This window comes from Mesorhizobium sp. M8A.F.Ca.ET.161.01.1.1 (assembly GCF_004792105.1).
Classification (GTDB): Bacteria; Pseudomonadota; Alphaproteobacteria; order Rhizobiales; family Rhizobiaceae; genus Mesorhizobium.
The window spans coordinates 1-13,081 of the sequence record NZ_SRTD01000019.1; the positions used below are offsets into that span (position 1 = coordinate 1).

Consider the following 13,081-nt stretch of genomic DNA (forward strand, 5'->3'; position numbering starts at 1 on the left):
TGCTGGCGCTGCGAGAGATCATCCACTCGACCGCAAACGGTGTCCGTCCGCTCTCCGGCATGTTCACCACACGCGAAGCTGCGGTTGTGGAGGCGCTCAGGACAGGCAAGGCGAACAAGATAATTGCCTACGAGCTCAACCTGTGCGAGAGCACCGTCAAAGTCCACATCCGAAATATCATGAAAAAGCTCAAGGCTACCAACCGCACCGAGGTAGCGTACAAGCTTAGACAAATGTTGCTTTGAAGGCTGCCTCGGATCGGTCTTAGCCTGGCCGGCTCTGGCAATAACAGGTGCGTTAAGGGCGGGACCACGGGTTCGGCGTTCTGATCTAAGGTCGATGGCCTCGTCCGAGCGGTTTCGCGAAACGGGCTGGCTCGGCGTGTGTCGAGGCACGTTCTTAGCCAACCGTCGCGGACGCCGCTGTTACGAGAAATCCAACGCTGTCCCCTGCTAGCTCCGCGCCACGATACGCGGCTTCGGCGGCCTTCAGCCCACCCGTCAGTCTGCGGACCATTGGAGCCGGTCCGAGTGCGTCAAGGGGAAGGCCTAGCTGACCACGGGTGGGTCGCTTCGGTGGCCAGATGCTGAGGCCGAAATAGCTGGCGGCGGAGCGATCGACCCCGCCGCTGAACTGCACCAGTAGCGCTTGGTGAGAGTTCCGGGCAATACGGCCCAGGCAGTTGATGTCCATTGGTGGTTTGTCAGTTGGCCTCATCGCGACCACGATCACATCCCATGCATCGTCAGTCAGGAGCATGGGGTGCGAAAAAACACTTACTCTCGCTCCACCCTCGCTTAGCGTACGCTCGAGGGACGGGGCACAGGGCGTGTCACAGACGATGGCGAGCCTCGCGGCACGGTGATCGACACCGGCATCGCGGAGCAAGATGCAGCACAACCGCGCGAATTCCGGCAGCAGGTTTATGGCTGGGTGGCTGAGATTGGGAGCCGCGACTTTGATGCCGGCCTCGTCACAGGCGTTGAAGTCCACAACGCCCGGACGAAGCTCCCATGGTTCAGCCATTAGCGAAACAACCGCATGCGAGGGTAAGAGTTCGATGAGCGATCTCGAAATCGGGGCGACCTGCAGACAGTTCGTGACGAGGTCGACATCCTGCCATTTGCGGCTGTCGATCCGGTTCGTCACTTCAACGCGTTTGGAGACCCTAGCGTGTTTGGCAAATGCCAACGTCGCATCTGCGATGGCCGCCAGGCTTGGATGTCTGGAAGATGTGCGCGTGAGCGCAACGACACGGCTGGCATTGGCGAGCGCCGCCGCTGTGGCAGTCACAGCTTGATATCCCGTCGTGGCGCCAACGACCACGGTGAGGCCGGAGAGATCGAGATCAAGCAAGCCTATTTGCTTGCGCACGATAGCAAGCATTTCGGCAGGGTCGATCTCGAGAACATCACGAGCAGACGACGTTCCGGCAAAATCATGTGGTAAAGGCATCAAGCTGGGCACTAGGTTGCGCGCTCCACTATCAAATAAGCCTGCAATGTCCCTTAAGCGGATCAACCGCCCTGCCGGATCTTGTCTTGGCACGATGCACGTGCATTTCCTGCATTGTTTTTTGACGGATGCCTTTGCGGCCTCGCGCATTTAGCAAACGTGGTTCCTGTATCGCCACGAGCATGACTGCCTGGATCTGGTTGGCACTCCGATCTCTTGGCGGCTGCGCCAGGTCCAATGCAGGCTCTGGCAATACAGCCGAACCTGCCCGAACTGCTACCGCAGCAAACGGATGCTAGGTGATACGCCGTTTGATCAGAAGGCTTAAAGACACTACACCAGCGACGCGTGGATCAGGCTTAGGAGTAACGGGCGCCGGGTACGCCGCTACCTCCTTTGCTTCTCTTGCGAAGAATGACAAGCCGCTGTGAAGTTGGGCAGCAACACCAACAGCGTTTCTTGGTGAAATCCCATGACAATCAGCGCATTCGACATAAAGCGCCGCAGAGCTGGTATCCACATCGGCCAAAACCTCCGTCCGCTTGGAGGCCGGCGCAAAAGAATGGTGGACATCACTGTCGCATTGATCGCGCTTGTCCTTGCTGCTCCGGTCATGCTGGCGGTTGCCCTTTTGATATTGGTGACCGACGGCGGACCGGCGGTGTTCTCACACACCCGGATCGGATTCAACGGCAGGCGCTTCGCCTGTTACAAATTCAGGACCATGGTGGCCAACTCGGAGCGGGTTCTGGCAGACTATCTCGCGAGCAATCCCGAAGCCGCCAAGGAGTGGGAGCAGAATTGGAAATTCAAGAATGACCCGCGGATCACATTCCTGGGGCACATTCTCAGGAAGTCGAGCCTGGATGAGTTGCCTCAACTCATCAACGTGCTGCGCGGCGAGATGAGTTGCGTCGGGCCTCGTCCGGTCGTTCCCGACGAACTTCAACGTTACGGCTCCTCTGCGATCGATTATCTAAAAACCCGGCCTGGGTTAACTGGCCTTTGGCAGGTGGCTGGCAGAGACGCAATGGATTATCCCAGTCGTGTCTCTATCGACAGCCGATATGTGCGGGAATGGTCCCTATGGGCCGATGTTGTCATTCTCGTCCGGACTGTGGGCGCCGTGATGAAATTCGATCGTGCGTCTTGATTAATGCGCATCGCAAATTCTTGCCCGATGCTTTGCTCTGCCTAAAAACCGCAGCGTGCTGCCGCGACCGCAATGGCGAAAGGTGCGGCGCCGGTCGGCCGCGGCGAAATGGCAGCCGCAGACCATTACTGCTCACGTGACATGCCTTGGCGCCAGACTACGCCCAGGAAGAGGCCGAGCAAGTAGGCCCCCTGTAGAACAACAACGAGAAGCAGGATTGAGATGAGGTGGTGCCAGTCAAATACACTGCCGATGCCGCCTGCAACGACGCCGCCCACGACTGTCACCGCGGTCATGATGATGAGCGCGGCAGCTCGAAAACGAAATCCCAGCAAAATGCCGATAACACCGACGACGACAAGGCCCCAAAGCACGGCGATCTCCTATGGGTGGAAGACTCAGTGTGCCATCTCCAAGTCTCCCACATCTGCGAATCGGTACCAACACTCAATCCGGCTGCACCGCCTCGCCGACGAGCGGTCGAGGGGCGGAAATCGCCGTACACTCCCCCGCGCTACACAAAAGGCGTAGAGCACCCTGTCCGAATGCCCCCTTTTCGCTCATTTCCTTGTCCACCCGCCAAGCCTACGCTGCTTGGAAATAGGTATGCGGAAATTCACCCGCCGTGCGGCAGCATGCAATGATTTATGATCCGGACGCCAAGCCTGTGTTTATCAGTGCGGCTATTCAGGACAACAAGGCTCTGGACGTTGCTCATCGACGCGAGCCTGCGTAGGCGCGCAGTCCCCGCATAATGCCTCTAGTGTGACATTCTACTTATGCTTCAGGTATCTGTCCTTTTGCTGATCCTGTCCATCTGGTTCCCTGGCGCCACGCGGATTGCCGGAACGGATGGCTCGCTTTCCTTCTTGCTGGCACTGTTCTGCGCTTTGCTAAGTGTCGGTACCTATGCGGAAACAGCAAGACGCCTCCATCGGATTGAGGCCGCCCTGACGACTGCGGTGCTGACGATATCTGCTGTCATCATCGTTCTCTCTCTACTGTCGATGCTCTACGCAGACAATCCGATGAGGACGATGCGCGCGGTTTTCTCACAAGTGTTTGGTTTCGCGATCATTCCAGCGGTCGCGGCAATCTCCATGAGACCGAAGGGTCTCGTGGCAATCGACAGGGTTGTGACGACCATAGTCATCATGACTGTCGTAACATCCTGTCTTGTCGCAATCGGGCTGGGCGATGCCAGATTCGCCGATCGGGCTGAAGGCTATTTCAAGCACTCGAACCAACTCGGGATCGCGTTGTCGGCTGGTCTGCCGCTTGTCGCGGCGAAGCTGGTCACATCCCGCCGGTACCGACTTCTCCTTATCGGCTGCCTCGCTGCGGTGCTCCTGGGTTTGGTGAAATCGGGTTCGAAGACAAACTTCGTCCTCGGCGTGGTGGGCCTTGGTCTTTTCTTTGCGCTATACAGTATATATTTAATCAGAAGAAAGCAGAATCCGTTAAAGGTAATCGTGGGAACCATTGCCGCTCCGATATTGTTCGAAGCGAGCCTGCTGACATTGCAGTTCCTAAATCCACGGGCTTACGGCCTGCTGGCCATTCAACTTTCCGGAGGCGAGGCGCATTCGGTGGTGTCGCGGCAGCGACTGTGGTCCATATCGATCGATCTCGGCCTGTCGCACCCGTTCACGGGTGTGGGGGCAGGGCAATGGGTGGAAGATATCGCGCCCCACAGCCATAATCTGTTCATTGACTTCTTTAGAACACTGGGAGTGCCCGGCTTGGCGTTGGTGTCGATGCTGGTTCTCGTGGTCATGGCATATCTTTCCAGGGTCGTGTTCTGCACATTGTTCGGCAATGACAGGGGGGGCGACCATGCGGCGGAAGTGAATGTGATGGTGCTTGGAACGTCGGTTTCCCTGTGGAACTACATCATCGCAAACCAGATGAGCGACTCCTTCGGTCCATCGACAGCGCCATTCTTCTGGCTGCCGTTGGCTTTGCTCATCTTCTACCGCGGCATCCAACGATCACTGCAGACCGGCCCTGAGCGTCCGAAATTGTACGCGGTTCCAGGGTCCCAGCTATTTCAATATTGAACTGTTTTTTCAATCTTCGGAAAACCAACTTTTATCCCCTGATCCCCATGGCTTCGTACACAGTCCGTGACCTGACGGCAGGCTTGCCGCCAAGCGTCGAACCACGCCCACTTCAAACAGAAATTCGATTCGTGGAATTTTTTGGTCTCCCTGGGATCGGAAAAACCACGGCCTCCACCCTGTTGGCGAACGACTTGCGACGGTGCGGCCCGCTGGCAGGCGATGTGCAATTAGCGTGGGGGACAAGAGCGTTCATCGACCGCCAAATCCACAGGATCGGTATTGTTACCCCAAGGCTCAAGGACCGTCAGTTTCGCTCGCTGCTCGCCCGAATTGCACGTTTTGTCATCGAAAGCGGGCAATCATCGGTTGTCGATGTAATCAGGGTTATCTGGAACCTTTCGGTTTTGGTTGCCTATATTCAGACCGAGAGGCAAGGAAAGGATACCATCATCATAATGGATCAGGGGCTTCTGCAGGGGTTCCTGTCCGTATTGCTCAAGAGTAAGCACCGGGAAACTTCGGAGAAGTGGTTTGACATCCTGCTCGCCATTGGCGTGCATGACATGGTTTTTGTCCATCTGCGCGGTGAGATTCGCCTAGCACGAAGTCGACTTCTGAAAAGGGGCGATAGGTCCTCGCGGATACAAAGGGCATCTCCTGACTGCGACCGTCATCTTTGGTCGGCGGCGGATTGTGCTTGCCGCCAGATTTTGGCCGACCTTGAGCGAAGAATGGAAACGGAGGATCACGTCGGCGTGATGGCGGCGGTCGACGTGGAAAGGTTGGCATCGCCCGAAGATGTCGCCGAAAGGGTTCTTGAGGTGGTGCTTCCGGCCTGCCTCGAACGACATCGGCTGAGCGGTTCGGCACGCCAATGAGCACCACAATGAACCGCCGTTCATTCATGGGCGTCGCCGGCTTGTATCCTCTAATCGCTCTGTTGGCGGGCTCGTGCCAAGCGCAAGGCGGACAAACGCCGGCAGGCAAGGAGTTCGTTCTGGCAGGTGACTATGGCTTCGAACAGCAATCGATACGGAACCTGCAGCCGGGAGCAACAATCAACGCTCGAAATGCTTCCTTCACAGTTGCCAACAGCAGAAACCGCGATCCCAACGCGGCGATGGGCTGCGACGAGGGGCCGTTGCCGGTCAATCGCTATCCCGTCGTCATCCGCAACTGTCCAGGGGTTCGCTTTGTCGGCGGCCGCTTCGACGGCCAGGTACCGCTAACGTCTGATTGGCGGGACACCTACTGCAACAGCGCGGCTTTGCTTGTCAGGGACGGAACCACCGATGCGACAATTGAGGGGGTGCGTGCCCGTCGCTGCTGGGATGGCATTCGCCTCGCCGAGCACGCCGACGGTTTTCGGCTAAAAGGGTGCTGGCTCAGCGAAATCAGGGATGATGCGGTGGAGAACGACTATCTCCTCAGCGGCATCATTGAAGATTGCCTGTTCGACGGATGTTTCTCGGGGATCAGCCTGGACCCTGCGTCAAACGAACGGGACGGAACGGGGCAAACGGTGCGGGTCGACAAATCCCTCATTCGCATGCATGCCTTTCTGTCCAAGGGCGAAATCACACATCAGGCGCCGATCAAGGCTGTCGATCAGTCGCCCAGGTTGAGGATCACGGAATCGATTTTCGCATTGGCCGCGGCCAACATGCGTGGATTCCATCGCCTGGAAAGAACATGGCGGCTGACGATTGAAAGCCGCGACAATGTGCTGCTGTGGCTGCCCGACGAGCCGATCCCTTCCGCATTGCCACTGCCACCGTCTGGTTTCAGATTGCTGACGGGTGCCGACGCCCGCGGTTATTGGAACAAGGTCCGTTCCCAATGGGTCGCGGCGCATCAGGACGTGGTCCGGTTCTCTGACGAAATGCTGTGAGAAGTCGCAGCGCTCGGCAACGATTACTCCAACTGCGAAGGCATTTGGCGCTCGCCCATTGAATGCACCGCTGGCAACAACAGCTTGGACCGTCACGGCGATGAATCAGCACGACGCGATTGACAGAACTGTGGTGGCATCAGGCCCGGCCGATTGGAATTCTGCGACGTTTGTGATCCTAGGGCGGTTGGTACGTGTCAGGGGACAAAATATCCTGTTCAGCCCTTCCCAGAACGCCATTTTCGCCGTCAACGATACTGCTGCCGACATCTGGCGCTCTCTGGAAGAAGGCATGCCACCGCACGCCATTTCGGTCGAGATGGCGCGCAGTGGCGTTGATAGACTTGAGGCAGACAGGCATGTCGAGGCTGCACTCGAGGATTGGCAGCGGCTGAACCTGATACGGCCCTGCGCGCCGTTGTCTACTTCGTCAGCTCAAAAGCCTGTGAGCCAGGTGGTCGCAGTCGCGGGCCTCAACATACGCATCGTCTATCCAGCAGCCTGCGCCTTTCCCGCGATTTCCGTATTTCGCCACCTTGAGGTCAAAGGAGATACTGCCGACGTACTGCTCGAGGTGGTTGGGCAGGGAGGGAGAGTCCATCTGCTGCGGGATGGCAAGTGGATTTTGTCCTGCTCCCTCGACGAATTACCCGTCATGCTGAAGGGGCAATTGCTGACCGAGGTTCTGGATTACGGCGCCTATGAACTTGCCCTCCACGCGGCTGCGCTTCTCAGAAATGAACGCATCGTCCTTCTTTGTGGCAATCCGGGCGCGGGCAAGACGACGCTGACCTTGGCACTGGTCCATGCAGGATTTGGCTTTGTCGCCGATGATGTGACGCTGCTGGACTCTAGGGGGCATGGCGTTGGCCTTCCGTTTGCCCCGGCGGTCAAGGCGGGAGCATGGCCGTTGCTGGCCAAGTACTGCCCCGGCCTTGATGCCGTTCCGATCTGTCGCCGCCCTGACCGCAAGCGTGTACGATTTGCCGTGCCCAAGGCGTTCGTGCCCTTGCCTCCCGCTCCCCTGCCCATTGGCTGTGTGGTCCTGCTCCGTCGAGGTCGTGACTCGAAAGCCAGCCTGGAGCCGATCGATCCAGCTCACGCATTGCGCGGCCTTCTCAATGGCGCGCTTGCGCCCGGCGGAGAGCTGGGTGTCACCGCGTTCGAAGCGCTGACCCAACTCATCGGATCGACGGAAACCTATTGCCTGACCTATTCGGGGCTTGATGATGCGGTACGCCTTATCTCGGAAGCGTGTCGATGATAAGCAGGGGCAACAGGGGCAACGCACTTGAGGCGTTGGTCGCCGGACTTCGCGGCACTCCGACGGACAGGGCTGATTGGCAGGCCGTGATTGCTCTGGCAAATCGCACTCTGCTTACACCCGATTTGTTCTCGTCCCTGGCGCGCGCCGGACAAATCCACCAGCTGCCAGAGGACGTGCGCGAGTACCTTCGGTTCGTTCACGACTGCAATCGGGAACGGAATCTGCGGTTGCGGACCCAACTGGGTGAAGCCGTTGCCGCCCTCAACCGCAGCGATATCTCTCCGCTCCTGCTCAAGGGGGCCGTTCCCCTGTTCCTTTCGCCGGCCGGCCTGGTCCCAAGCAGGATGACGAGTGACCTCGATCTAGCCGTGAATCCACGCCAAGAGAAGGTCGCCAGAGACTGTCTTGAAGAGCTTGGCTACGTCGATGTAGCGGGGGGTCGAGGCATGGCCCGCCAGCAGGACGCCGGAATGCTGGAGCTCCGGTCTACCCGAGCGGACTGCTATCACTCCCCCAAGCTCATCCAGCGAGACGGCCTTCGGGTGAAAATTCCTCCCGTTCAGTCTCGCGCCATGCACTGGATGGTACACGACCTTCTCAAGGAGGGAGATTATTGGCGCGGAAGGATAGATCTCAGGCACCTCCATGACTTGGCTCGATTGGCGGAAAACGAGGACGTGGACTGGATGTCACTGCAGGGTTCCATGTCGGACCGGAGCGCCCGCAATGCGCTCGAAACCCAGCTCCTGGCCATGCACCATTTCTTTGGAACCCGAATCCCGGAAAAATGTGCAAAACGCCCGATCGTCCGTTTCCAGCACTGGAGGCGCGTCTTCACGGCGACACACCCCGTCATTGGCGCCCCTCTGCGACTGGTCGGTAATTTGACGTGGGGCATATGGCGGTTTTCACGCGCCTACGGTTTGGCGCGACGTGGACCGCCGTACCTCTTGCGGCGCATCGCTCGTACGCTCTTCGACCCTCGCACGAAAATCTAAGCCTTTTGGAGAACTAGTGTACTGGATCAGAAGGCATAAGATGAATCCGTGAATTTGAGAAAGTTTGTGGGAGGTTTGACATGTCACCGGAAGGCACAAAACGCTCGGAACGGACCCAGGAGACCCTGGTCTCGGAGGCTCAAGCGCGCCGCGACTTTCTCAAGAAGGCGGGGCGTTTTGCGGCGGTTACTCCGCCGGCTGTGACGCTCTTGCTTGGCACAAGCTTGAACTCCAGGGCGATTGCCAAATCGGGTGGATCAAAACCGGGCAATGGCTGGGGGGACAAGAACCATATTCACGTCGGCCCTCCCGGCCAGGGGTAAGCCCTTCGACCATCATGGTCGCTGAAAACAGCGTTTTGAGGACATAGGGCTCCAGCCTGTCATTTGAAAGCCCGGACCGCTCGCGGCACGCAAAAGTGCCGCGAGCGGTCCGGGCTTTTCTTTGCCGGGGCGGCCATCATCCGAACTGCAAATCAGCGCAAAATGGATCGCCGCACTGATCTTCGGAACCGCGCGACGCGGACCTTTGAGCATGCAGGAAGGCGGCCCTACGCAAGCAGCAGACTGCTCAGGAAGTTGTCGTCGTGGAACTGGGCCACTTGAACGCCGGTCAGCGTGATCTGATCCCCGCCGCCCAGCGACGCCACGACATTCGAACCCTGGTTTGTCGCCGCCTGCAGGAACTGGCTGGTGTTGTAGATGCCAAAGGCTCTGAGATCGAGGACGTCGCCGGTGCCGGCGCCGGGCAGGAAATTCATGACGGTGTCCTGACCGTCGCCGTGGGCGAACACGAACAGATTGTGCTGGTTGCCGGCAACCAATGTGTCGTTTCCGCGTCCCCCGATCAGCGTGTCATTCCCGCCCAGACCCCATAGATAGTCCGCGCCGGTCGTGCCGTTCAGGACGTAGCCGCCGTTGACGATTGTCGGCGTGCGCCCTACAGGCGTCGGGACAAAGTAGGAATCCGTGAGCATGCTGGTTGCAGTCGTCCCGTTGAAGCTGCTCACCTTGTAGAACTCGATCAGCATGCCCGCGTCCGTGATCGTCACCAGATTGGCGCCGACATTGGGAACGGTCTTGCCAGCTCCGCCAAGGCCGGTGGTCGTGTACGGAAGAAAGACGCCGTCGCCGTTGTCGTCCCGGTTCTCCCGGTAGTAGTTGTGCTGATGGCCGGCAAAGACCGCGTTTACACCCCACTGCTCGAAGGGCCACCGCATGGTGGCAGTGGAGCCGCTCGGGTTGAATGGCGTGTGATGGAAGTAGGCGACGTCGAAACTCGCGTCGGAATTCGCGAGAAGGTCTTGCATCCAATGGCCCTGCACGGATGTGGAACTGCGGCCATCCGGCTCCTGCTTGTTGCTGCTGAGAGCGAAGAAATGCACCGGCCCGATCTGGTAGTCATAGTACCTCTCATTGTCGGGCAGCGTGAAGTAATTCAGGTAGTTGGTAACGTTGCCTTCTTCGTATTCGTGATTGCCTAGCGTGGGGAAGAAGCGGTTGATGGCGCTGCCGCTGCCGTATGCGCCCTGATAGTTGCCTATGTAGTCATGATACTGCTGGCCAACGGCGGCATCCAAGGTCTGCGGAGCATACACGTTGTCGCCGATTGTGAGGATGAAATCGGGGTTCCAGGCATGGACCATCGCCGACACCGCCTTCTCGCCGGAGAGATCGGTGTCGCCGTAGTCACCAAAGACCGCGTACCGGTACAAGACCTGCGGCGGCGTCGTCGGGACGACGCTGACCGTATAGTCCTGCGCGGCGGTGCTCCCGTCGGACGAGGTTGCGGTGACGTGGAGGTTGATCGACTGCTCGGTCTGGGCATTGAGCGTTCCCGTGCCAGAGCGCGTGATGACGCCGGTGCTGGAATTGATGGCGAAGCGCGGGTCGTTGAGGCTGTAGGTGACCGTATCGGTGACGTCCGGATCCTTGGCCGAGGCTGTGATGTGGACCAAAGTGCCCGCGGGGGCAAGGTCGGGGATCTGGTTGGCCGCAGGGTCGGCATCCTGTGGATGCTTGAAGGCGACCGGGCCGGTCGTCGGCACATAGTACTCGACGTGCAGGAGCGGTGCGCCGGTGGCGCTGCCATCGAAGGAATTGGCCCTGCGCGCGCCGCTGCTGCCGCTGACGACGAATGCCATGTCATTGAGTTGCAAATAGCCTGGCTGGTTGATGATCTCCTGCACGATTGCCGAGAGGTTCGGGGTGCGTTCGGCAAGGGCGGCTTCATTGTTCACGGTCCAGTCGGGTGGCGTCCACGTCACCGAAGTAGTCGTCATCAGGCGCGAGGTGACATCGCTTTGCTCACTCTCGAAGGGGACGGCTTCGTCGCTTTCGCCCCGGATCAGGAGCGAGACGGCGCCGGTGCTCGTATTCTGGGCCTGGAACTGGATGTAGGCACTGGTGATGACGGCGTCGTAGGGAATGTCGACGCCGGTGAAGCGCATTCCGACCGTCTGGACTTTGGTGCCGTCAACCACCATGTCGAGATCGGTGCTGGTGAGGTCCATCCCGCCGCTGGGACCTTGCTCGACGTCGTCGGTGCTGGTTGCGATCCTTTTCTCGAAAATCGGCGCTGTGGTCACGCTGACGGCATAGTCTTGGCCCGCGGCGCTCCCATCGGACGAGGTCGCGGTGACGTGGAGGTTGACCGACGGCTCGGTTGCCGCATTGAGCGTGCCGGTGCCTGAGCGCGTGACAACGCCTGTGCTGGAATTGATGGCGAAGCGCGAGTCGTTGACGCTGTAGGTGACCGTCGAGCCGGCATCGGGATCCCTGGCCGAGGCCGTGATGCCGATGGCCGTGCCGGCGGCGGCGGTCTGAGCAATCTGGTTGGCGGCAGTGTTGGCATCCGGCGGGTTGTTGAAGGCGACCGGCTCCGGGCTGTTGAGGACGGCGAGGGTGAAGGCCTGGTTGGCGGTGCTGCCGTCGGTGGAGGTTGCCGTCACCGTCAGGTTGATCGATGTCTGGGTCTCGAAGTCGAGCGAGCCGGTGGCCGAGCGGGTGATGACGCCGCTGCTGGCGTTGATGGCGAAGCGCGTGTCATTGATGCTGTAGGCGACGGTCGAGCCGGCGTCGGGATCGGTGGCCGAGGCTGTGATGCCGACGGCCGTGCCAGCCGCCGCAAGCTCGGCGATCTGGTTGGCGGTGGTGTTGGCGTCGGGCGGCGTGTTGAAAGCCACCGGACTGCCGGCCGGACCGGGCAGGGTATACTCGATGTGCAGCAGCGGTGCGCTGGCCGGATTGTATTCGTAGGAATCGGCCGTGCGCGTGCCAGTGCCGCTGACCAAAAATGCCATGTCGTTGAGCGCGGCCCAGCCCGAGCGGTTGACGATCTCCTGCACGATCGCCGAGAGGTCAGGCGTGCGCTCGGCAGCGCCATGCTCGCCCACAATAGTCCACGGGTCCGGCGTCCAGGCCGTGGATGCGGCCGTCCTGGGAAGCGAGGACACGTTGAAGTTGGCGGTGGTGAAAGGACTGGCGTCGTCGACCTTATCGCCCTGGATGAGCAGCGAAGTCGCGCCGGTCTTCACCTCGTTGGCCTGGAACTGGATGTAGGCGTTGGTGACGATGGCGCCCTGCGGGATGTTGATGCCGGTGAAGCGCATGCCGACCGTCTGGCGGGTGCTGCCGTCATAGCCCAGCTCCAGGTCGGTGACGTTGGTCGAGATCGCCCCGGAGCCCTTCTCCTCGACATCGTCGCCGGCGGTCGCCACCCTTGTCTCGATGACTACAGGCGTGGTGTTGCCCGTCCCGGAGACAGCAACGCTGAAGGCATGGGTATCGGTGCTGCCGTCGGATGAGGCTGCGGTCACGTTGAAGTTGACTGAAGGCTCCGACGTCGCATTGAGCGTGCCGGTGCCCGAGCGTGTGATGACGCCGGTGCTGGCGTTGATGGCAAAGCGCGGGTCGTCGATGCTGTAGGTGATCGTCGATCCGGCATCGGGATCCGTCGCCAATGCTGTAATGCCGATCGCCGTGCCGGCGGCGGCGTTCTGGGCAACCTGGTTGGCGGCGGTGTTGGCATCCGGCGGGTTGTTGAACGCCACCGGCTCCGGGCTGTTGAGGACGGCGAGGGTGAAGGTCTGGTTGGCGGTGCTGCCGTCGGACGAGGTTGCCGTCACCGTCAGATTGATCGATGTCTGGGTCTCGAAGTCGAGCGTGCCGGTGGCCGAGCGCGTGATGACGCCGCTGCTGGCGTCGATGGCGAAGCGCGTGTCATTGATGCTGTAGGTGACGGTCGAGCCCGCGT

General features: G+C 59.8%; 10 protein-coding genes and 1 pseudogene. 8 read left to right on the forward strand and 3 right to left on the reverse strand.

Annotated features, from left to right (window positions below; all coding sequences use genetic code 11):
* A partial coding sequence (locus tag EN804_RS29460; protein ID WP_135919452.1) for a LuxR C-terminal-related transcriptional regulator occupies positions 1-245 on the forward strand: 245 nt, incomplete at its 5' end.
* Positions 246-399: 154 nt separating this feature from the next.
* Here the strand turns inward: EN804_RS29460 and EN804_RS29465 are convergent.
* The gene (locus EN804_RS29465) at positions 400-1,605 is read right to left on the reverse strand and encodes a hypothetical protein (protein WP_135921890.1); all 1,206 of its coding nucleotides are present in this window, start codon (positions 1,603-1,605) and stop codon (positions 400-402) included.
* Positions 1,606-1,927: 322 nt separating this feature from the next.
* Between EN804_RS29465 and EN804_RS29470 the strand changes: the two genes are divergently transcribed.
* On the forward strand, positions 1,928-2,608 hold the full coding sequence (locus tag EN804_RS29470; protein WP_245464276.1) for a sugar transferase: 681 nt from the start codon (positions 1,928-1,930) through the stop codon (positions 2,606-2,608).
* A 125-nt stretch (positions 2,609-2,733) separates the two neighbouring features.
* On the opposite strand, the gene EN804_RS29475 is transcribed toward EN804_RS29470, so the two are convergent.
* Positions 2,734-2,982, reverse strand: a complete 249-nt coding sequence (locus tag EN804_RS29475; protein WP_127276356.1) for a hypothetical protein — start codon at positions 2,980-2,982, stop codon at positions 2,734-2,736.
* 426 nt (positions 2,983-3,408) lie between these two features.
* On the opposite strand from EN804_RS29475, the gene EN804_RS29480 reads away from it, so the two are divergent.
* The 6 genes and pseudogenes from EN804_RS29480 to EN804_RS38250 all read left to right on the forward strand — a co-directional run.
* Positions 3,409-4,668 (forward strand): O-antigen ligase family protein, encoded by a 1,260-nt coding sequence (locus EN804_RS29480; protein WP_189521869.1) that lies wholly within the window; start codon positions 3,409-3,411, stop codon positions 4,666-4,668.
* 131 nt (positions 4,669-4,799) lie between these two features.
* A complete protein-coding gene (locus EN804_RS29485; RefSeq protein WP_135921891.1) occupies positions 4,800-5,549 on the forward strand; it encodes a hypothetical protein in 750 nt (249 codons plus the stop codon).
* Between the two features lie 8 nt (positions 5,550-5,557).
* Positions 5,558-6,562, forward strand: coding sequence for a hypothetical protein (locus EN804_RS29490; RefSeq protein WP_135921892.1), 1,005 nt, complete (start codon positions 5,558-5,560; stop codon positions 6,560-6,562).
* A gap of 58 nt (positions 6,563-6,620) precedes the next feature.
* Positions 6,621-7,826 carry a PqqD family protein gene (locus tag EN804_RS29495; RefSeq protein ID WP_245520758.1) on the forward strand — a complete coding sequence of 402 codons (1,206 nt, stop codon included), beginning with the start codon at positions 6,621-6,623 and terminating at the stop codon, positions 7,824-7,826.
* On the forward strand, positions 7,823-8,827 hold the full coding sequence (locus EN804_RS29500; RefSeq protein WP_127276362.1) for a nucleotidyltransferase family protein: 1,005 nt from the start codon (positions 7,823-7,825) through the stop codon (positions 8,825-8,827). The genes EN804_RS29495 and EN804_RS29500 overlap by 4 nt, the downstream gene beginning before the upstream one ends.
* 80 nt (positions 8,828-8,907) lie before the next feature.
* Positions 8,908-9,111: pseudogene (locus tag EN804_RS38250) on the forward strand (hypothetical protein); the annotation flags it as partial.
* A gap of 266 nt (positions 9,112-9,377) precedes the next feature.
* Here EN804_RS38250 and EN804_RS29510 read toward each other — a convergent pair.
* Positions 9,378-13,081: putative Ig domain-containing protein (locus tag EN804_RS29510; RefSeq protein WP_348642789.1), on the reverse strand; the 3,704-nt coding region annotated here is incomplete at its 5' end.

Excerpts from the sequence above, each read along its gene's own strand:
- EN804_RS29490 (WP_135921892.1), top strand. The coding sequence starts at position 5,558 with ATGAACCGCCGTTCATTCATGGGCGTCGCCGGCTTGTATCCTCTAATC.
- EN804_RS29470 (WP_245464276.1), top strand. The coding sequence starts at position 1,928 with ATGACAATCAGCGCATTCGACATAAAGCGCCGCAGAGCTGGTATCCAC.
- EN804_RS29500 (WP_127276362.1), top strand. The coding sequence starts at position 7,823 with ATGATAAGCAGGGGCAACAGGGGCAACGCACTTGAGGCGTTGGTCGCC.
- EN804_RS29465 (WP_135921890.1), bottom strand. The coding sequence starts at position 1,605 with ATGCGCGAGGCCGCAAAGGCATCCGTCAAAAAACAATGCAGGAAATGC.